The sequence below is a fragment of the Micromonospora sp. 15K316 genome (genome assembly GCF_004348525.1).
Taxonomy (GTDB): domain Bacteria; phylum Actinomycetota; class Actinomycetes; order Mycobacteriales; family Micromonosporaceae; genus Micromonospora.
This window is the reverse complement of sequence record NZ_SMKG01000036.1, coordinates 1-19,110: the sequence shown is the minus strand read 5'-3', so window position 1 is coordinate 19,110 and position 19,110 is coordinate 1. Positions and strand designations below refer to the sequence as shown.

17 protein-coding genes and 1 pseudogene are annotated in these 19,110 nt (G+C 71.6%); 13 read left to right on the top strand and 5 right to left on the bottom strand.

Annotation, left to right across the window (positions count from 1 at the left end):
• Window positions 1-37 precede the first annotated feature (37 nt).
• The 3 genes from tsf (at window position 38) to frr (ending at window position 2,432) form a co-directional block, all read left to right on the top strand.
• Window positions 38-865, top strand: coding sequence for a translation elongation factor Ts (gene tsf / locus E1211_RS10850; protein ID WP_132348031.1), 828 nt, complete (start codon window positions 38-40; stop codon window positions 863-865).
• Window positions 866-1,025: 160 nt separating this feature from the next.
• On the top strand, window positions 1,026-1,793 hold the full coding sequence (pyrH, locus tag E1211_RS10845) for a UMP kinase (protein WP_132348029.1): 768 nt from the start codon (window positions 1,026-1,028) through the stop codon (window positions 1,791-1,793).
• An 81-nt stretch (window positions 1,794-1,874) separates the two neighbouring features.
• Window positions 1,875-2,432 carry a ribosome recycling factor gene (gene frr / locus E1211_RS10840; protein ID WP_076470542.1) on the top strand — a complete coding sequence of 186 codons (558 nt, stop codon included), beginning with the start codon at window positions 1,875-1,877 and terminating at the stop codon, window positions 2,430-2,432.
• A 72-nt stretch (window positions 2,433-2,504) separates the two neighbouring features.
• Here the strand turns inward: frr and E1211_RS32435 are convergent, their stop codons facing one another.
• Window positions 2,505-2,942 carry a hypothetical protein gene (locus E1211_RS32435; RefSeq protein ID WP_165947225.1) on the bottom strand — a complete coding sequence of 146 codons (438 nt, stop codon included), beginning with the start codon at window positions 2,940-2,942 and terminating at the stop codon, window positions 2,505-2,507.
• 414 nt (window positions 2,943-3,356) lie between these two features.
• Between E1211_RS32435 and E1211_RS10835 the strand changes: the two genes are divergently transcribed.
• The 3 genes from E1211_RS10835 to E1211_RS10825 all read left to right on the top strand — a co-directional run bounded on the left by E1211_RS10835 (window position 3,357) and on the right by E1211_RS10825 (window position 7,675).
• Entirely contained in the window at window positions 3,357-5,000 is a 1,644-nt protein-coding gene (locus E1211_RS10835) for a phosphatidate cytidylyltransferase (protein WP_132348027.1), read from the top strand.
• 145 nt (window positions 5,001-5,145) lie between these two features.
• Window positions 5,146-6,294 carry a 23S rRNA (adenine(2503)-C(2))-methyltransferase RlmN gene (rlmN, locus tag E1211_RS10830; RefSeq protein WP_132348025.1) on the top strand — a complete coding sequence of 383 codons (1,149 nt, stop codon included), beginning with the start codon at window positions 5,146-5,148 and terminating at the stop codon, window positions 6,292-6,294.
• Window positions 6,295-6,325: 31 nt separating this feature from the next.
• Window positions 6,326-7,675, top strand: coding sequence for a DivIVA domain-containing protein (locus tag E1211_RS10825; RefSeq protein WP_132348023.1), 1,350 nt, complete (start codon window positions 6,326-6,328; stop codon window positions 7,673-7,675).
• A gap of 114 nt (window positions 7,676-7,789) precedes the next feature.
• Here E1211_RS10825 and E1211_RS10820 read toward each other — a convergent pair whose 3' ends face one another.
• Complete coding sequence (locus E1211_RS10820; protein ID WP_132348021.1) at window positions 7,790-8,014, bottom strand: DUF2631 domain-containing protein; 225 nt, start codon at window positions 8,012-8,014, stop codon at window positions 7,790-7,792.
• 290 nt (window positions 8,015-8,304) lie between these two features.
• On the opposite strand from E1211_RS10820, the gene E1211_RS10815 reads away from it, so the two are divergent.
• Window positions 8,305-9,876: a Rieske 2Fe-2S domain-containing protein gene (locus E1211_RS10815; protein ID WP_132348019.1), complete on the top strand. Its 1,572-nt coding sequence runs from the start codon at window positions 8,305-8,307 to the stop codon at window positions 9,874-9,876.
• A gap of 99 nt (window positions 9,877-9,975) precedes the next feature.
• Window positions 9,976-10,425, top strand: a pseudogene (locus tag E1211_RS10810) (TMEM175 family protein); the annotation flags it as partial.
• A 15-nt stretch (window positions 10,426-10,440) separates the two neighbouring features.
• On the opposite strand, the gene E1211_RS10805 reads toward E1211_RS10810, so the two are convergent.
• Both E1211_RS10805 and E1211_RS10800 read right to left on the bottom strand, forming a co-directional pair.
• Window positions 10,441-12,036 (bottom strand): NAD(P)/FAD-dependent oxidoreductase, encoded by a 1,596-nt coding sequence (locus tag E1211_RS10805; protein ID WP_132348015.1) that lies wholly within the window; start codon window positions 12,034-12,036, stop codon window positions 10,441-10,443.
• 250 nt (window positions 12,037-12,286) lie between these two features.
• Window positions 12,287-13,132 (bottom strand): SDR family oxidoreductase, encoded by an 846-nt coding sequence (locus tag E1211_RS10800; protein WP_132348013.1) that lies wholly within the window; start codon window positions 13,130-13,132, stop codon window positions 12,287-12,289.
• Window positions 13,133-13,349: 217 nt separating this feature from the next.
• Between E1211_RS10800 and E1211_RS10795 the strand changes: the two genes are divergently transcribed.
• The 5 genes from E1211_RS10795 to ispG all read left to right on the top strand — a co-directional run bounded on the left by E1211_RS10795 (window position 13,350) and on the right by ispG (window position 18,493).
• Window positions 13,350-13,817, top strand: a complete 468-nt coding sequence (locus tag E1211_RS10795; protein ID WP_132348011.1) for a MarR family winged helix-turn-helix transcriptional regulator — start codon at window positions 13,350-13,352, stop codon at window positions 13,815-13,817.
• A gap of 245 nt (window positions 13,818-14,062) precedes the next feature.
• Window positions 14,063-14,806: a Uma2 family endonuclease gene (locus E1211_RS10790; RefSeq protein WP_132348009.1), complete on the top strand. Its 744-nt coding sequence runs from the start codon at window positions 14,063-14,065 to the stop codon at window positions 14,804-14,806.
• A 43-nt stretch (window positions 14,807-14,849) separates the two neighbouring features.
• Window positions 14,850-16,061, top strand: a complete 1,212-nt coding sequence (gene dxr / locus E1211_RS10785) for a 1-deoxy-D-xylulose-5-phosphate reductoisomerase (RefSeq protein WP_132348007.1) — start codon at window positions 14,850-14,852, stop codon at window positions 16,059-16,061.
• The gene (locus E1211_RS10780) at window positions 16,061-17,311 is read left to right on the top strand and encodes an RIP metalloprotease (RefSeq protein ID WP_132348005.1); all 1,251 of its coding nucleotides are present in this window, start codon (window positions 16,061-16,063) and stop codon (window positions 17,309-17,311) included. The genes dxr and E1211_RS10780 overlap by 1 nt, the downstream gene beginning before the upstream one ends.
• 9 nt (window positions 17,312-17,320) lie before the next feature.
• Window positions 17,321-18,493: a flavodoxin-dependent (E)-4-hydroxy-3-methylbut-2-enyl-diphosphate synthase gene (gene ispG / locus E1211_RS10775; RefSeq protein WP_132348003.1), complete on the top strand. Its 1,173-nt coding sequence runs from the start codon at window positions 17,321-17,323 to the stop codon at window positions 18,491-18,493.
• A gap of 109 nt (window positions 18,494-18,602) precedes the next feature.
• Here the strand turns inward: ispG and E1211_RS10770 are convergent.
• The coding region (locus E1211_RS10770) for a PadR family transcriptional regulator (protein WP_132348001.1) at window positions 18,603-19,110 on the bottom strand (508 nt) is incomplete at its 5' end.

Here is a 19,110-nt window from a genome sequence, read left to right as displayed (position 1 = left end):
ACCATCCACACGCCGTCTCAACACCGAAGAGAGAGCCATGTCCCAATTCACCGCCGCGGACGTCAAGAAGCTCCGCGACCTCACCGGCGCCGGCATGATGGACAGCAAGAAGGCGCTGACCGAGGCCGAGGGCGACTTCGACAAGGCCGTCGAGATCCTGCGCGTCAAGGGCGCCAAGGACGTCGGCAAGCGGGCCGGTCGCACGGCCGCCAACGGTCTGATCGCGCACTCCGGCCAGGCGCTGCTCGAGCTCAACTGCGAGACCGACTTCGTGGCCAAGACCGACTCGTTCATCGCGCTGGCCCAGCAGCTGGTCGAGCACGGCGTCCGGTCCGGTGTCAGCAACGCCGAGGAGCTGCTCGCCAGCGAGATCGACGGCAAGACCGTCGCCGACCTGATCCAGGAGCAGTCGGCCAAGATCGGCGAGAAGCTGGTCCTCAACCGGTTCGCCAAGCTCGACGGCACCACCGCCGTCTACCTGCACCGCAAGGCCCAGGACCTGCCCCCGGCGGTCGGCGTGCTGGTGCAGTACTCCGGCAAGACCGACGAGGCGGGCGACGCCGACGCGCGCGGCGTGGCCATGCAGATCGCCGCGATGCGGCCGCAGTACCTCACCCGCGAGGAGGTGCCGGCCGAGGTCGTCGAGTCCGAGCGCCGCATCGCCGAGCAGACCGCCCGCGAGGAGAACAAGCCCGAGGCGGCGCTGCCGAAGATCGTGGAGGGCCGGGTGAACGGCTTCTTCAAGGACTTCGTCCTGCTGGAGCAGTCGTCGGTGACCGACAACAAGAAGTCGGTGCGGCAGGTGCTGGCCGAGGCCGGCATCGAGGTCACCCGCTTCGTGCGGTTCGAGGTCGGCCAGGCCTGAGCCGCCGCCGGGCGCCGCGGCGTCCGTGGGCAGGGAACGTCGACGAGGAGGTCGCCGGTGTACGTGACAGGCACCGCGGCCTCCTCGTCCCATAGGGTCGGCAACGGCAGTTTCGCGGTATGCGGCGCAGGGCGCGCCGGTGTGGGAGAGGGCGGGGCGGATGACGCAGGTTGTGAGTGACCGGACGCTGGCGGTGGAAGACCCCACCGCCCCGCCGCCCGGCCGGTCTCGTCGGGTGGTGCTGAAGCTCTCCGGCGAGGTCTTCGGCGGAGGCGCGATCGGTGTCGACCCGGACGTCGTCCAGGCCATCGCGCGGCAGATCGCCACGGTGGTCCGTCGGGGCGTGCAGGTCTCGGTGGTGGTCGGCGGCGGCAACTTCTTCCGCGGCGCCGAGCTGCAGAAGCGCGGCATGGACCGGGCCCGCGCCGACTACATGGGCATGCTCGGCACCGTGATGAACTGCCTCGCCCTCCAGGACTTCCTGGAGAAGGAGGGGATTGAGACCCGGGTACAGAGCGCCATCACCATGGCCCAGGTCGCCGAGCCGTACATCCCGCTGCGCGCCATCCGGCACCTGGAGAAGGGGCGGGTGGTCATCTTCGGCGCGGGCGCCGGCATGCCGTACTTCTCCACCGACACGGTCGCCGCGCAGCGCGCCCTGGAGATCCACGCCGACGTGGTCCTGATGAGCAAGAACGGCGTCGACGGTGTCTACAGCGCCGACCCCCGGGTGGACCCCACCGCCAGCAAGTTCGACTCGATCACCTTCTCCGAGGTGCTGCGCCGCAACCTTCGGGTGGCGGACGCGGCGGCGTTCAGCCTCTGCATGGAGAACGGCCTGCCGATGCTGGTATTCGGCGCGCAGGGGGAGGACACCATCGTGCGCGCCGTCGGTGGCGACAAGATCGGCACCCTGATCACCGCCTGAGCGGTCGCCTTCCGGCGACGGCAGCGGTCCTCCGACACAGAGCAGAGCCCACCACGAGCACAGAAGGAGGCGAGGAGACCGGTGATCGACGACACCCTCCTCGAGGCCGAGGAGAAGATGGAGCGTGCGATCGAGCACGCGAAGGAGGAGTTCGGCGCGATCCGGACCGGTCGGGCCAACCCGGCCATGTTCTCCAAGGTCATCATCGACTACTACGGCACGCCCACGCCGCTGACCCAGATGGCGTCCGTCGCGATCCCCGAGCCGCGCATGGCGATCATCAAGCCGTACGACAACTCGCAGATCAACGCCATGGAGAAGGCGATCCGCGACTCCGACCTCGGCGTGAATCCGAACAACGAGGGCAACCAGCTGCGCATCGTGCTCCCGCAGATGACCGAGGAGCGCCGTCGCGACATGATCAAGGTGGCCCGGCACAAGGGTGAGGAAGCCAAGGTGGCGATCCGCAACGTGCGCCGCCGCGGCAAGGAGGAGCTGGACCGGATCGTCAAGGACGGCGAGGCCGGCGAGGACGAGGGCCGCCGTGCCGAGAAGGAGCTGGACGACCTCACCCAGCGCTTCGTGGCGACCGTCGACGAACTGGTCAAGCACAAGGAGACCGAGCTGCTCGAGGTGTGATCGCCGCCCGCCCGGGCGCCGGAGGTGTCACGAGGCCCGTCCCCTGATCGGGGACGGGCCTCGTCGCGTATCTCAGCAGGGGATCCGCACGGTCCTGGTGGTCTCGGTCAACTGCTCGCTGGTGTACGCGTCGCGCAGCGCGAACCGGACGGTGGCGCGGCCCGGGTGCAGCAGCGGGTCGAGGCGGGTGAAGGCCATCGAGAGCACGGCTTCGCCGCCGTCGCACCGGACCTCGCCGGCACCCCGTCCCGAGGTGGCCCAGAGCGTCGGCAGGCCGTCCTGTTCGAGCGAGGCGGACAGGAGGTAGTTCCCGCTGGGGCAGTGTCGGACGAGGCCGTCGACCCCGGTCGCCGGGTACGACTCCTCGTGGAACGGCGGTTGGAACAGGTACAACTCGCTGGCGCGGTGCTCGATGGTGATCCTGGGCCGCGGCGTGCCCGCGAGCGCGGGCGAACCGGCCGCCAGGACCAGGGCGACCCCCGTCAGCGCCGCCATGCTGGCTTTGTGCACGTGTGCTCCCTTCCCCGTGGTCGCGCCGCGGAAGCCGGCGCAGCGCCAGCGGATCACGTGCGGGTGCGCGCCGTCAGTATGTGATCGCGCACGGTGCGAGTCGGATTGACGGCTGCTGTTCCCCGGCGAGTGGGCTCGTCTCCCGAGTTCGGCCCTCGGTCCCCGGCCGAGCGGTGCGGGGTGACCGGGCCCCCGGTGAGTCGGCGGCGTAGCGGCGCGTCCCGGGCGAGCCTCGTCCGCCGTGCCGCGGCGGCCCGTGCAGTAGGCTCGGCACGATTCCCGGCCACCGGCCGGTGAACGCCGGGGATCGACAGCCCATCGGGTTGGTCAAGCCGAAGAAACCGTCGCACGTGTGTAGGGGATGCTTGTGGTCTTGCGTCATGTGGTGGTCCTCGTGCCGCGTCGCGGTGCGTGATGTCCGCCCTCGACCCCTACGGCGGCGCTGAGCCCCGAGGCTGGGACCGGCCGGATCGGCCGGCAGCCCTGCCGTGGCCGGATCCCGAGATCGATCCGGGACCGTGGACGCGACACCCCGAAGCCGGGCCGGAGCTGTACGCCGAGCCGCGGACCCGTTCCCGGCCGCCCGCCGACCCGTACGACGACGGTGGCCGCTACCCGGCGGGCCCGTACGACGACCAGGGTGGACCGTACCCGCCGGACCGGTACGACGACGGGCGGCACGCGAGACCGGCCCGCCCGGAGCGGGGTGGAGCGCCGCGCGGCGGCGAGCGAGAGCCGTACCGGGACCGGCGACCCGATCCGTACGGTGATGACCAGCGGTACCAGGGCGGTCCGCGAGCCCCGCACCGTGAGCGGTACCCCGACGATCCGCACCCCGACCGCTACGGCGACGACCGTGGCCGCGACCCGTACCGGGAGCGGCCCGACGAGCGCCGTCATCCGGACGAGCGGGCGTATCCCGACGAGCGGGGGTATCCGGACGAGCGGGCGTATCCCGACGAGCGGGGGTATCCGGACGAGCGGGCGTATCCCGACGAGCGGGGGTATCCGGACGAGCGCCGTCATCCCGACGAGCGGGGGTACTCCGACGAGCGGGCCGGGCGGTACGACGACGGTTCGGGTTTCCCGACCGCGCAGCTGGAGCCGGTCCGGGCCGACCTCGCCCCCGATCCGGTCCGGGTCGACCTCGCCCCGGCCCCCGAGCCGGAGCGGTCGCCGGGCCGGCGGGGGCCGGGCAAGCGGCGCGCCAGCGCGGACCGTCCCGCGACCCAGCAGACGCCCGGCCGGGCGGGGCGCAACCTGCCGGCCGCCATCGGCGTCGGCCTCGGCCTCGGCGCCGTCATCCTGCTGACGCTCTTCCTCTACCCGCCGTCGTTCCTGGCGGTGATCGTCGCCGCCGTGTGCATCGGCGTCTGGGAGCTGTCCCGCGCCGTGACGCGCAGCGGTGCCAACCCGCCGCTGGTCCCGCTGGTCGCCGGCGGCGGGCTCACCGTGGGGCTGGCCTGGTTCGCCGGACCGGACGCGCTCAGCCTCGGCCTGCTGGTGACCGTGCTCGGCGCGATGATCTGGCGGTTGGGGGACGGCCCCGCCGGCTACCAGCGTGACCTGACCGCCTCCACCCTGATCGCGGTCTACGTGCCGTTCCTCGGCGGGTTCGCGGCGCTGCTGGCGGCGGCTCCCGATGACGGCCCGTGGCGGATCCTGGCCACCCTGATCGCGGTGGTGCTCTCCGACACCGGCGGGTACGCCGCCGGCGTCTTCCTCGGGAAGCATCCGATGGCCCCCTCGGTGAGCCCCAAGAAGTCCTGGGAGGGCTTCGGCGGGTCCCTCACGGCCGCGGCGCTCGGCAGCGCGCTGCTGATCTGGCAGGTGTTCGACGTGGCCCCGTGGTGGGGTGCGGTCTTCGGGGTCGCCATCTCCTGCGCCGCAGTCCTCGGCGACCTCGCCGAGTCGATGATCAAGCGGGACCTCGGGGTGAAGGACATGAGCAACCTTCTGCCGGGGCACGGCGGGCTGATGGACCGGCTCGACTCGATCCTCTTCGCGGTGCCGACCGCGTACCTGCTGCTGGCCGTGCTCGTACCGGTGGCCGGGTGAGCCTCCCGGGCCCCGGCGGGGCGGGCCGGCCGGACCAGGGCGCGGTGGTCCACCACCACGGCGGCCCGTTGACCGGAGGGCCGGGGTCGGTTCGGCACCTCCGGACAGGTGCGTACGCCGTTCGGCGTGACAGACTGGACCCGCCATGACGAGCCTGCCCCTGATCCCCGCCGCGACGGACAAGCCCACGCGTCGCGCCGCCATGCCCCAGCAGCACCTCGCCGACCTCGACCTGGCGGGCCGCCAGGCGCTCGTCGCCGAGCTGGGCGAACCGGCGTTCCGTGCGAAGCAGATCTCCAACCACTACTTCGGCCGGTTGGTCCGTGACCCGCAGCTGATGACCGACCTGCCCGCCGCCGCCCGGGAGCGGCTGGCCGAGCGGCTGATGCCCCGGCTGCTGACCGCGGTCCGGGAGCTGACCTGCGACGACGGCGCGACGCGGAAGGCGCTGTGGCGGCTGCACGACGGCGCGCTGGTGGAGAGCGTGCTGATGGGCTACGAGGACCGGGTGACGGTCTGCATCTCGAGCCAGGCGGGTTGTGGCATGGCCTGCCCGTTCTGCGCCACCGGCCAGGCCGGGTTGACCCGCAACCTCTCCACGGCCGAGATCGTCGACCAGGCTGTCTACCTCGCCGGCGTGGCCGCCTCCGGGGCGGTGGCCGGGTCCCCGGCCCGCCTGTCGCACGTGGTCTTCATGGGCATGGGCGAGCCGCTGGCGAACTACGCCCGGGTGGTCGCGGCGATCCGCCGGCTGGTCGCCCCGGCTCCGGAGGGGCTGGGCCTGTCCCAGCGGCACATCACCGTCTCCACCGTCGGGCTGGTGCCCGCCATTCGCCGACTGGCCAGCGAAGACCTGTCGGTGACCCTTGCGCTGTCGTTGCACGCGCCTGATGATGATCTGCGCGACGAACTGGTGCCGGTCAACCAGCGCTGGAAGGTGGCCGAGGTGCTGGACGCAGCGTGGGACTACGCGGCCCGGACGGGGCGTCGGGTGTCGATCGAGTACGCGATGATCAAGGATGTGAACGACCAGCCGTGGCGAGCCGACCTGCTCGGCCGGCTGCTGGCCGGCAAGTTGGCACATGTGAATCTCATTCCGCTGAACCCGACGCCGGGTAGCCGCTGGGACGCGAGCCCGAAGCCGGTCGAGCGCGAGTTCGTGCGGCGCTTGCGTGCCGCCGGGGTGTCCACCACCGTGCGGGACACCCGGGGGCGCGAGATCGACGGGGCGTGTGGGCAGCTCGCCGCCGCGGAGGACAGCGACACCGACCGCGCCGCAGCGGCACCGGCGTGACCAGGCGTGGCGAAGGAAACCAGGAGACATAGTGGCGAGTCAGGGTCAGCGTTTCCGGCGTAAGGCGGTCCGCCGGGGATACAAGGTCGACGAGGTGGACGCCTTCCTCGACCGGGTGGAGGCGACACTCGCCGGCCAGCCGGTGGGCGCGCCCGTGGCCTCGCAGGAGGTCCATGACGTCGTCTTCCGGGTCCGGTTCAACGGCTACGACGAGTGGCAGGTCGACCTGCACCTCGACCGGGTCGAGCGCCAGTTGGCCGAGATGGAGGAGCACGGCGGCGCCGTCGGGCGCGGCGGGGACTCCGGCATGGGTGACCGTCTCGGTCCGCCGGATCGGATGGGGCCGCCGGATCGGATGGGTCCGCCGGATCGGATGGGGCCACCTGACCGGATGGGTCCGCCCGATCGGATGGGTCCGCCGGATCGGATGGGGCCGCCCGATCGGATGGGGCCACCTGACCGGATGGGTCCGCCCGATCGGATGGGACCGCCGGATCGCATGGGGCCGCCGGACCGGATGGGACCGCCCGACCGGATGGGACCGCCGATGCGCGACGAGCGGGGCATGCCGGTCCCGCAGCCGCTCCCGCCCCGGCCGATGCCCGCACAGGCCGGCCCGCCGGCCGATCGCTACGGCCGCTACGACGAGCCGACCGGCGCCTTCTCCGGTGGGTACGACGCTCCCCGCGGCGGCTATGACGGCCCGCGCCCCCCGGCCGGCCCCGGCCTGCCGCAGGGTCCCGGTGGCCCTGGTGGCGGAGCGCCCCTCCCGCAGCGCGGCCTGCCCGCCGGCCCGAGCGGCTACGGAGCCGAGGAACCCCGCTTCGACGGCTTCGAGGCCGGGCGGCGTGCCCGCCCCGACATGACCGCGGAGATCCGGATGCCGGAGCGGGACCCGCGCGACATGATGCCGGAGCGCGACCCGCGCGAGATGATGCCCGAGCGAGACCCACGCGACCTGCGCCGTGGCCCGGCCGGCCCGCCGCCGATGCCCCACCAGGGCTACGGTGGCGCGCCGATGGGTGGCCCGCCGGCCGTGCCCGGTCCGCCGCCGATGGCCGGTCCTCCGGTCGGTGGTCCGCCGATGGGCGCTCCTCCGGTCGCTGGCCCGCCGATGGCCGGGCCGCCCGGGAGCGACCTCTACCGGGTGGACCAGATCCGCCGTCGCTTCCAGGTGCGCCGCTTCGGCAGCGGATACGACCCGGATCAGGTCGACCGGTTCTTCGAGAGCCTGCTCGGCGGGATGGCCGGCCGCAACCAGATGCCGGTGAACCCGAAGGACCTGGACACCCTGCGCTTCGGCCTCGTACCCGGCGGGTACTTCGAGGCGGAGGTCGACGCCGCGCTCAAGGACGTACAGGACATCCTCTTCGGCCGCTGACGCCGCTGCGGCTCGACGGCCACGCCGCGTACGACGAGGGCCCGCCCTACCCGATCGGGAAGGGCGGGCCCTCGCGCATGGTCACACCGGGCGGGCCCGGCGCCGGTGCCCGGGTCAGGACCGCAGGCCGCTGCGCCGCAGCACGGCGTCGCCGATGACGATGATCAGAAGCACCGCGGCCAGACCGACCAGCCAGATCTCCTCGACCTTGCCCTCATGGTTGCCGCAGAACGCCATGATCACCAACACCGCCGCCGACAGCACCGCCCCGATCCGTCCGGACTTGCGGTGTCCGGGCTTGTGCTGATCTGGCGCGGTTACCGGCTCGCTTCCTGCCACTGTCGGTCCTTCCCTCGCGATCGGATCTCCGGTTAGTCTGGCACGCCCCGTACCGGCCGTGGCGCAGGGTCCGATCTGATGGGGCGCAGGTGACCCGCGAGGACGACCGGCGCTCGCCCGAGGCTGCGGGCGAGACGGGGAAATCCCGCCGCGAGGGGGTACGAACTCGCATCGGCGCGTGCTGTCCGGGCGGGCACGACGGCACTACCGGCGTCGCGGGCCGGGGGCCGCAATCACTCCGGTAGCGTTTGGCGTACACCTTGATACGTCTTTTTGAGGGGGAAACTGCGGTGCGAGTGACCGGTACCGGGCACGCCAGCATGCGGATCGACACGGCCGCGGGCAGCATCCTGTGCGACCCGTGGGTCAATCCGGCCTACTTCGCCTCCTGGTTCCCGTTTCCCGACAACTCGCTGCTCGACTGGGCGACCCTCGGCCAGGTCGACTACCTGTACGTCTCCCACCTGCACCGGGACCACTTCGACGCGAAGCACCTGCGCGACTTCGTGTCGAAGGACGCGACCGTGCTGCTCCCCGAGTTCCCCACCTCGGAGATGGAGGACGAGTTCCGCGCGCTGGGCTTCACCAAGTTCCTCAAGGCGCCGAACGAGCAGGTCGTCGAGCTGCCCGGCGGCCTGAAGATCATGATCCAGGCGCTGACCAGCCCGACCGACGGGCCGATCGGTGACTCCTCCCTCTGGGTCGAGTACGACGGGGTGCGGCTGCTCAACCAGAACGACGCCCGCCCCACCGACCTGACCGCCTTCGCGAAGCTGGGGCACGTGCACGCGCACCTGCTCCAGTTCTCCGGCGCGATCTGGTACCCGATGGTCTACGAGCTGCCCCAGGCGGCGAAGACCGCGTTCGGTAAGCAGAAGCGGGACCGGCAGTTCGACCGCACCTGGCGCTACATCGACGACCTGAAGGCGTCGCACGTCTTCCCGATCGCCGGCCCGCCGTGCTTCCTCGACGACGAGCTGTGGCAGTTCAACGACATCTTCGGCGACGAGGGGAACATCTTCCCCGACCAGTCGGTGTTCCTGAGCGAGTACGCCAAGGTCGGCGGCACCAACGGCATCGTGCTGCTGCCGGGCAGCGTCGCCGAGGTCACCACCGAGGGCGCGACCACCACCCACCCGGTGCCGGTCGAGGAGTTCTTCGCGAACAAGGTCGCCCACCTGGAGGAGATGCGGGAGCGCAAGCGCCCGATCATCGAGGCGGAGAAGGCGTCCTGGCGGCACCCCGAGGTCGACGTGCTCGGCGAGATGAAGCGCCGGATCGAGCCGCTGCTCGACGAGTCGATCTACCTGGCCAAGGGGGTCGGCGGCCCGGTCCGCTTCGACCTGGTGGGCTACGACGGCGAGAGCGTCGAGTCCATCGTCGTGGACTTCCCGGGCAAGGAGGTCCGGCCGTACGCGGACGAGAAGGTCCGCTACCGGTTCCGCACCGAGCGGGCGCTGATCGAGCAGCTCCTGCACAGCGGCGAGGTCGACTGGGTCAACTCGCTCTTCCTCTCCTGCCGCTTCTCGGCGGCCCGGATCGGGCAGTACAACGAGTTCGTCTACGCCTTCTTCAAGTGCCTCTCCGAGGAGCGGCTCCAGTACGCCGAGGGCTGGTACGACGAGCACGAGCGGGCCGTCGACGCGGAGGACATCACCCTCGGAGACTGGGTGGTGCAGCGGCGGTGCCCGCACCTGAAGGCGGACCTGAGCCGGTTCGGGATCGTCGAGGGGGACCAGTTGACCTGCCAGCTGCACGGCTGGCGGTTCGACCTGGCCAGCGGCCGTTGCCTGACCAGCGTGGGCCACAAGATCCGTGCGCACCGCGCCGACGCCGTACCGGCCACCGAGGCCGCGAGCTGATTCCGGTCCCGTCCCGCCCCGCTGGGGCCGATCATGAGTCTGTGGTGACTCAGGGGAGCGCCTAGCGGGCGCCACCACTACGTGATCGGCGGGAGCGGGTTCGCGATCGTCGGTCAGGTCTGGCTCACCCACCACAACATGTGGCGGTACGTGGTCCGGGTGGACCAGGTGCTGCTCGTGTTCAACCTGGCCCTGCTGCTCTTCGTGGCGGCCATCCCGTTCGCCGCGGACCTGCTCGCGGACCATCTGCGCGGAAGCCCCGCCGACCAGCGGCTGAGCGCCGGGCTCTACGTCAGCGCAGTGCTCGGTGAGGCCCTCTTCTTCAACCTGAGCTGGTGGTGGGCACGCCGGCACGCGTTGCTCCACCCCGACCTGGATCCCCGGCTGGCCCGGCTGGTGGCCCGCCGATTCCTGCTCGGGCCGTTGCTTTACGTGATCGCGTTCGCCTTCGTCTTCGTCAATCCGATCCTCAGCCTCAGCCTCTACCTGGTGCTGGTGGGCGTCTACCTGCTCCGCGGGCCCGGCGATCTTCCCTCCTCCGCCCGCTGACCAGCCGGTGGCGGATCACGGGGTCAGGTCCTGCAGGATGCGGTTGGCGGCGTTGTGGCCGGCCGCGCCGATCACGCTGCCGGCCGGGTGGCAGCCGGCGCTTCCCGCGTACACCCCGTCGACGCCGGTGGCGTGCGGCATGCGGTCGGTGAAGGAGACCGTGTTGTCCACGTGGTGGATGTGCCCACCGGTGATGCCGAAGTGCGCCTCGATGCCCGGCGGGGGCAGCGGCACCGCGTCCGCGATGAGGTCACCCGTGCCGGGCGCGTACCGTTCGCAGATCGCGACCAGTCGGTCGACGTAGCCGGGCAGCGCCGCCTCCCAGGTGGTGCCGGTCAGCTCGTAGGGGACCGACTGCACGAAGAGCGCGGACGAGTGGTGCCCCTGGCCGTCGGAGAGCGACGGGTCGACTGTGGTGTGCAGGTACCACTCGATGGTCGGCTCCGCCGGCAGCCGGCCCGCCCGCACGTCCGCCCACATGGCGCGCAGGGCGGTCATCGGTGACTCTCCGCCCCCACCCACCAGCGACGCCGAGCCGGGCAGCAGGTGGATGGTGGAGCCGAACGGGCTCGGGGCGTCCGCCGGCAGGCACGAGAAGCGGGGCAGCCCGGTAAGCGCCAGGTTGAGCTTGAGGGTGGTGCCGGGTCGCCTGACCGCCGCCATGCGCGCGCTCAGCGGGGCCGGGAGCGCGCCGTCGGGCAGCAGCTCCATCAGCCGGTACGGGTCGCAGGCGCCGAGCACCACCCGGGCGGCGACCTCCCGGCCGTCGGCGAGCACCACGCCGCTCGCCGCGCCGCCGTCCAGGGTGATCGCGTCGACCCGCGCACCGGCGACGATCCGCGCCCCGGCGGCTCGGGCGGCCTCGGCGAAGGTACGGGAGACGGTGCCCATGCCCCCTTCGGCGATCATCCAGGTGCCGCCCGAGCCGGGGAGGCGGCACATGTTGTGCACCAGGAAGTTGTGGCCGGTGCCCGGGTCGTCCGGTCCGGCGTTCAGCCCGGAGAGTCCGTCGGTGACGGCGTACATGCTGACCAGCAGCTCGGACCGGAAGTCGAACCGGGCCAGGTAGTCGGCGACCGAGCCGCGGACCAGGTCGACGAAGACCTGTCGCAGCGCCGGCCGGACGTAACGCTCGGCGGTCTCCTCGACGGGCAGCGGCTCGGTGAGCCAGGCGGGCGCCAGGTCCTCCCGCAGCGCGGCCAGCTCGGCCTGGAGGGCGTCGTCGGCGGCGGCGTCGGCGGGGGAGAAGAACTCGGCGAGCTGCGCCCGGCTCGCGGCCGCGTCACTGCCGAAGAGCAAGTACGGCGAGCCCAGGCCGCCCGGCGTGGGCAGGAAGTAGTGCGGGTCGCGGCGCAGCACCGGGATCTTCACGTCGAGTGTGGCGAGCAGCTCCGGCGGCATCAGCCCGAGCAGGTACGAGCCGGTGGAATGGCGCAGCCCCGGCACCTTCGGGAACGGGTTCTCGGTGCGGGTGGCCCCGCCGATCACGTCGGCGGCCTCCAGTACCAGTACGTCGAGCCCGGCGCGGGCCAACAGGATGGCGGAAACCAGGCCGTTGTGCCCGGCGCCGACGATCACCACGTCGGCGCGAGCCGGGATCTCACTCCTCATGCCCTCGCACCCTAGCCCGAATCCACCCCCACCGAGCCCCATGATCATGGAGTTATTGCCTCCTGGGAGCGCTCCGCCGGGCACGGCGGCTTGATCCACCCGACGTCATTGATGTCGCGGTATCCCGGGCGGGGGACGCCGCGACATCACTGGTCTCGTGTCGATCATCGCCGCGCAGGTCCGTGCCGGAGGCGGGGACGGCCCTTCGGTGCTCGCACCCACAGCGAAGGGCCGTCCGGACCGCGGTCGATCAGGCTCCGGCGAAGTGCCGGCGGTGATCGCGAGCGAACTCCGCGATGCTCCGGGGCGACCGGCCGGTGACGCTGCTGACATGGTCGTTGGTGAAGTCACCGAATCCGGAGCCGTACGCGGCCCGGTACTCGGCGAGAGCCTCCGCCATCCACTCGTCGAGCCCGGCCCGGAGCAGCCCGTCGCGGGTCTCCTCCGGGCTCTGCGGCACGTACCGCACCGGTCGTCCGGCGGCTCGGCTGATCTCCTCGGCCGCCTCGTGCAGGGTGATGCTCTCCGGGCCGGTGAGCGTGTAGATCTTCCCGTCGTGCCGCTCCGGCGCGATGAGGATCTCGGCTGCGACCTCGGCGATGTCCCGAACGTCGATGCCGCCGACCCGACCCTCCCCGAAGACCCCGTACAGCTCGTCGCCGTTCACGGTGAAGAGCAGGTTCTGCATGAAGTTCGAGGGACGCAGGATCGTCCAGCCCAGGCCCGAGTTCTGCAGCTCGGCGTCGGAGAGCGCGTGCAGCCGCCCGTTGCGAGTGGGGGCGTCGTGCGCGGCGCCGATCGCGGAGAGCCGCACGACGTGCCGTACCCCGGCCTGCCTGGCGGCCCACACCGCGTTCGCGCTCTGGGCCGGCGCGAGCGGGCCCATCGGCGTCAGCAGCCAGAGCGTCGTCACGCCGTCGAACGCCGCCGGCAACGTGGCGGGACGGTCGAGGTCACCCTCGACGTACTCGACGCCGTCGATCTGGGGTGCGCGTGACTTGTCCCGCACCAGGGCGCGTACCGGTGCCTTGCCGGCGAGCGCCCGGAGGACCTCGCTCGACACCATGCCGGTCGCGCCGGTCACCAGAATGGTCATGACTCTCCTCCACGGTCTACCCGTGTCGTCATCCTGCTGCGGCCGCTCCGCGGCAGGTTGCGCTACGACGCCGCCCCGCGCCGCCCGGACGGGACCTGGGCGAGTGGGTGGGCGTCGCGGCGTACGCCGGCCCGCCTACTGTCAAGCGGGTCCGGGCGGTGATGCCGTCGACGACGATATAGTCCAAATATTAGACCGTCCAATGATTGGACTAAAGATGAGGCGCAGCACACGTAAGGAGCAGGATCCGGATCTCGGCATCCTGGCCGTCCAGCTGTCCGCACGGGTCCAGCGCGCGATCTTCGCCCGCGCCGCGGAGCAGGGGTTCGAGGACGTCCGCCCCCGGCACGGCGCGGTCATGGCGTACCTGGACGCCGAGGGCACCCGCCCCGGCGAACTGGCCCGGCTGGCCGGCCGCAACAAGCAGACGATGGGGGCGATCCTCGACGAGCTGGAGCGCCTGGGGTACGTCCGGCGCGCCCCCGACCCGGCCGACCGCCGGGCGAGGCTGATCATGCCGACGGAGCGGGGACTCCGGTTCATGGAGGTCTCCGACGCCCTCGTGAACCAGATCGAGCAGGACCTCTCCGACATGCTCGGTGCGGACCGCTACCGGGCGTTCAGGGAGGCGTTGCAGCAGGGCATGGCCAGCCTCCCGGCGGGCGGCCGGGACACCGAGGGCTGAAGAGCGGTCCACCTGGTTTCAGCGATGTCGCGGTGTCCCGGTGGGCCGGACACCGCGACATCCCAGCGGCCACTGTCGTCGGCGGCGCCGCGATGACAGTGTCGGCGACGGCGGACGGCAGGTGAGCGGCCCGGTTCACGCGAAGCGGGAAGCGCCCCGGCCGGGCAGCGTGTGCGACCTGCTGTCACGGCGACGGCGGCACTAGTCTGGGCTCACCACGATGGTCCGCCAAGGGGGTGAGCCGGATGGCCCAGGCCGCTTTCGCGCCCGAGCCGGCGCCACAAGCTCCCGAGCCGACGTCGGAGTCCACCGAGCCGTCGTTCGACGTGCTGCGGTGGCACGACGAACCGTGGACCGCTCAGCTCGCCCTCGACCTGTTGCCGGAGACCAGCGGCCCCAAGGTTGAGGTCCTGAGCGGAAGCGTGATCGTGACCCCACGCGCCGGATACGACCATCAGAACGTCGAGCTGGACCTCGCCTACCTGCTGAAACGAGCTGCTCGGCGGGCCGGGCTCTGGCTCTATCACGAGGTCAACATCGTTGCGGGTGACGACCTCTTCATTCCGGACATCGCGGTGCTCGACGCGCCAGGTGGCGGCCGGACGACGATGACGATCGACCATGCCGTTCTGCTCGGCGAGATCGTCTCACCCGGCAACCGGCGCAAGGATGTGATCGACCGCGCGCGCGAGTACGCCGCCGCCGGAGTGCCCTTCTTCCTCCGCGTCGACCTGCGCAACCGGGTCCCCTCGATGGCGCTCTTCGAGCTGGCCGAGGGGGAATACCGCCCGGTGGCCGCCGCCGCGGCCGGTAGCACCTTCCAGATGCGGCAGCCCTTCGCGTTCTCGGTCGACCCGGCCGACCTGCTCGACGAGGAGGCCCCCGAACAGGACGACGGGCTTCCCGAAAGAGACGAGCCCGGCGAGCGGGTCCGCGAGCAGGGGGCTCCCGAAGGGGAAGCTCCGCACCAGGTCAACGGCGAAGTTTGAGGCTCTCAGCGGACGTACAGCGCGGCTGGGGAAGAATGGCCGGGTGACTTCCGTGCGAGAGCTCGTCCTGCTCGGTTCCACCGGCTCCGTCGGCACGCAGGCCATCGACATCGTCCGGCGCAACCCGGAGCGGTTCCGGGTGGTGGCGCTCGGCGCGGGCGGCGGCAACGTCGAGCTGCTCGCGGCCCAGGCCCTCGAGCTGGGCGTCGAGGCGGTCGGTGTGGCGAAGGCCTCCGCCGCCCAGGATCTCCAGCTCGCTTTCTACTCCGAGGCCGGCCGGCGTGGCTGGGCCAGTGGCGACTTCAAGCTTCCCAAGATCATTGCCGGGCCGGACGCGATGGCCGAGCTGGCGCAGTGGCCCTGTGACGTGGTGCTCAACGGGGTGGTCGGCTCGCTCGGGCTGGCGCCGACCCTCGCGGCGCTGCGCGCCGGGCGTACGCTCGCGCTCGCCAACAAGGAGTCGCTGGTGGCCGGCGGCCCCCTGGTCAAGGCCGCGGTGACCCGGGCGGGGCAGATCGTGCCTGTCGACTCGGAGCACTCGGCGCTCGCCCAGTGCCTGCGCGGCGGCACCCGGGGCGAGGTGCGGCGGCTGGTCGTCACCGCGAGCGGCGGCCCGTTCCGGGGTAAGCGGCGCGACGAGTTGACGCAGGTCACGCCCGAGCAGGCGCTGGCGCACCCGACCTGGAACATGGGGCCGGTCGTCACGATCAACTCCGCGACGATGGTCAACAAGGCGCTCGAGGTGATCGAGGCGCACGAGCTCTTCGACGTTCCGTACGCCGACATCACGGTGATGGTGCACCCGCAGTCGGTGATCCATTCGATGGTCGAGTTCGCCGACGGCTCCACCCTCGCCCAGGCCAGCCCGCCGGACATGCGGCTGCCGATCGCCCTCGGCCTCGGCTGGCCGGACCGGGTGCCCGAGGCCGCCGCCGCTGTCGACTGGACGGCCGGCCACACCTGGGAGTTCGCCCCGCTGGACGACGAGGCGTTCCCGGCGGTGGCGCTGGCCAAGGCGGCCGGCGAGGCCGGGTGCTGCCGCCCGGCCCTCTACAACGCCGCGAACGAGGAGTGCGTGGCCGCGTTCGTGGCCGGCCGGCTGCCCTTCCTCGGCATCGTGGACACCCTCGCCAGGGTGCTGGACGACGCTCCGGACTTCGGCGAACCAGGTACCGTCGAGGACGTGCTGACGGCCGAGTCGTGGGCGCGTACGCATGCGCAGGAGATCATCGCCGAGGCGGTGGAAGGAGCTTGATGGCATACCTGATCGGGGTGGTCCTCTTCGCCCTGGCGATCCTCATCTCGGTGAGCCTGCACGAGGCGGGGCACATGATCACCGCCAAGGCGTTCGGGATGAAGGTCACCAAGTACTTCGTCGGCTTCGGCCCCACCCTCTGGTCCTTCCGGCGGGGCGAGACCGAGTACGGCGTCAAGGGCGTCCCGCTCGGTGGCTTCTGCAAGATCGTGGGCATGACCCCGCAGGACGATGACGTCGAGCCGGGCGACGAGAAGCGGGTGATGTGGCGCTACCCCGTCTGGAAGCGGACGGTCGTGATGTCCGCGGGCTCGATCACCCACTTCGCGATCGCGCTGATCACGCTCTGGATCCTGGCCATCTCCGCCGGCCTGCCCAACCCGAACTTCCCCAGCACCGAGGAGCAGGTCCGCCAGGAGCCGGCGGTCGTCGCGCTCAGCGACTGCGTGGTGCCGGAGAACGCCGCCCGGGCCTGCGCGCCCGGCGACGCGGCCAGCCCGGCCGCCCAGGCCCAGCTCCGCGACGGTGACCGGATCACCTCGCTGAACGGTCAGCCGATCGAGAACTACGGCCAGCTGCTCGTCGCGCTCCGTGGCCTCCAGCCGGGTAGCACCGCGACCATCGGCTACGTCCGCGACGGGCAGCCGGCCGAGACTCGGGCGACGCTCGCCCGGACCGAGCGGCCGCCGCTGGACGACCCGGACGGCGCGGTCGGCCCGGTCGCCGCGCTCGGCGTCGGGCTCATCCCGAGCACGCCCACCCGGGTGACGTACGGGCCGGTCGGGGCGTTCGGCGCCACCGCCGACTTCACCGGCGAGATGGCGGTCGGCACCGTGCAGGCCCTCCAGCGGATCCCGCAGAAGATCCCGGCGCTCTGGCACGCGATCACGGGTGGCGAGCGGGACGTGGACACCCCGATCAGCGTGGTCGGCGCCAGCCGGCTCGGCGGTGAGGCGGTGGAGAACAACGCCTGGCTGGTCTTCTTCATGCTCTTCGTCTCGCTGAACTTCTTCATCGGCGTGTTCAACCTGCTGCCGCTGCTCCCGCTCGACGGCGGCCACATCGCCATCGCCTGGTTCGAACGGGCCCGCTCCTGGATCTTCGCGCGGCTGCGCCGCCCGGACCCGGGCCGCGTGGACTACCTCAAGCTCATGCCCTTCACGTACGCGGTGATCCTGATCGGTGGCGTGTTCACGCTGCTGACCATCACCGCGGACGTGGTCAACCCGATCACGCTCTTCTCAAGGTGAGTGTTTGAAGTGACCGCAGTCAGCCTCGGTATGCCTCCCGTGCCGCCTCCGCCGCTCGCGCCGCGCCGGGCCAGCCGCCAGATCATGGTCGGCTCCGTGCCGGTCGGTGGTGGCGCGCCGGTGTCGGTGCAGTCGATGACCACCACCCTCACCGCCGACGTCAACGCCACGCTGCAGCAGATCGCCGAGCTCACCGCCAGCGGGTGCCAGATCGTCCGGGTCGCGGTGCCATCCCAGGACGACGTCGAGGCGCTGCCCGCGATCGCCAAGAAGTCGAAGATCCCGGTGATCGCCGACATCCACTTCCAGCCGAAGTACGTCTTCGCCGCGATCGACGCGGGCTGCGCGGCGGTCCGGGTGAACCCGGGCAACATCCGCCAGTTCGACGACAAGGTCAAGGAGATCGCGAAGGCGGCCGGCGACGCCGGGGTGCCGATCCGCATCGGCGTCAACGCGGGCTCGCTCGACAAGCGGCTGCTGAGCAAGTACGGCAAGGCCACTGCCGAGGCGCTCGTCGAGTCGGCGCTCTGGGAGTGCTCGCTCTTCGAGGAGCACGGCTTCCGGGACATCAAGATCTCGGTGAAGCACAACGACCCGGTGGTCATGATCCGGGCGTACCGGCAGCTCGCCGAGCAGTGCGACTACCCGCTGCACCTCGGCGTCACCGAGGCCGGCCCCGCCTTCCAGGGCACCATCAAGTCGGCTGTCGCGTTCGGCGCGCTGCTCGCCGAGGGCATCGGTGACACCATCCGGGTCTCCCTCTCCGCGCCGCCGGTGGAGGAGGTGAAAGTCGGCAGCCAGATCCTGGAGTCGCTCGGCCTGCGGGAGCGTGGCCTGGAGATTGTCTCCTGCCCGTCCTGCGGACGCGCCCAGGTGGACGTCTACAAGCTCGCCGAGGAGGTCACCGCCGGCCTGGAGGGGCTTCCGGTGCCGCTGCGGGTCGCCGTCATGGGCTGCGTCGTCAACGGTCCGGGTGAGGCCCGGGAGGCCGACCTCGGCGTCGCCTCCGGTAACGGCAAGGGCCAGATCTTCGTGAAGGGGCAGGTCATCAAGACCGTGCCCGAGGCGCAGATCGTGGAGACCTTGATCGAGGAGGCGCTCCGGCTGGCCGAGGAGATGGGCGCCGAGCTGCCCGAGGAGCTGCGCGGTCTCGTCACCAGCCCCACCGTCACCGTCCACTGACCCCGCGCCCCGCTTCAGGCGGGGCACGCGAACACGGAAAGAGTGGTCATTCCCGCGGGGATGACCACTCTTTCCGTGTATTCGGCCCCTCGCTTGGGCCGCCGGGGCGTTACTCGGACTCGGCGAGGATGGCGTAGAGCTTGCGCCGGGTCTCGTCGAGCACCTGGGCGGCCCGCTCGCGCTGGTCGTCGGTGCCGGTCATCATCACCTGCCGCAGCGCCTGCATCGCCTGCGCGCCGGCGTCCCGGATGTCGTGCCAGCTGTTGACGGTGTCCTGGGCGAGCTCCGACCACGGCGGGTTCTCGGCGGCCTCGGTCGCCTCGGCGCGGCCGGCCTCCGTGACGGTGAACCGCTTCCGCCCGCCGCCGGAGTCCTCGGCCGCGGCGACGACGCCCTCGTCCTCCAGCAGTTGGAGGGTCGGGTAGATCGAGCCCGGGCTGGGCCGCCAGGCGCCCCCGGTGCGGGAGTCGATCTCCTGGATCATCTCGTAGCCGTGCATCGGGCGTTCGGTGAGCAGCGCCAGCACGGCCGCCCGCACGTTCGGTCGACGTCGCCGGCCACGGCCCCGGCCACCCCAGCCGTGACCGCCGCCGTGCCCGTGCGGCATGGGCGGGACG

Excerpts from the sequence above, each read along its gene's own strand:
- E1211_RS10805 (WP_132348015.1), bottom strand. The coding sequence starts at position 12,036 with ATGAGGAGTGAGATCCCGGCTCGCGCCGACGTGGTGATCGTCGGCGCC.
- E1211_RS10790 (WP_132348009.1), top strand. The coding sequence starts at position 14,063 with ATGGCCCAGGCCGCTTTCGCGCCCGAGCCGGCGCCACAAGCTCCCGAG.
- E1211_RS10780 (WP_132348005.1), top strand. The coding sequence starts at position 16,061 with ATGGCATACCTGATCGGGGTGGTCCTCTTCGCCCTGGCGATCCTCATC.
- E1211_RS10835 (WP_132348027.1), top strand. The coding sequence starts at position 3,357 with ATGTCCGCCCTCGACCCCTACGGCGGCGCTGAGCCCCGAGGCTGGGAC.
- tsf (WP_132348031.1), top strand. The coding sequence starts at position 38 with ATGTCCCAATTCACCGCCGCGGACGTCAAGAAGCTCCGCGACCTCACC.
- pyrH (WP_132348029.1), top strand. The coding sequence starts at position 1,026 with ATGACGCAGGTTGTGAGTGACCGGACGCTGGCGGTGGAAGACCCCACC.
- rlmN (WP_132348025.1), top strand. The coding sequence starts at position 5,146 with ATGACGAGCCTGCCCCTGATCCCCGCCGCGACGGACAAGCCCACGCGT.
- E1211_RS10795 (WP_132348011.1), top strand. The coding sequence starts at position 13,350 with ATGAGGCGCAGCACACGTAAGGAGCAGGATCCGGATCTCGGCATCCTG.
- E1211_RS10800 (WP_132348013.1), bottom strand. The coding sequence starts at position 13,132 with ATGACCATTCTGGTGACCGGCGCGACCGGCATGGTGTCGAGCGAGGTC.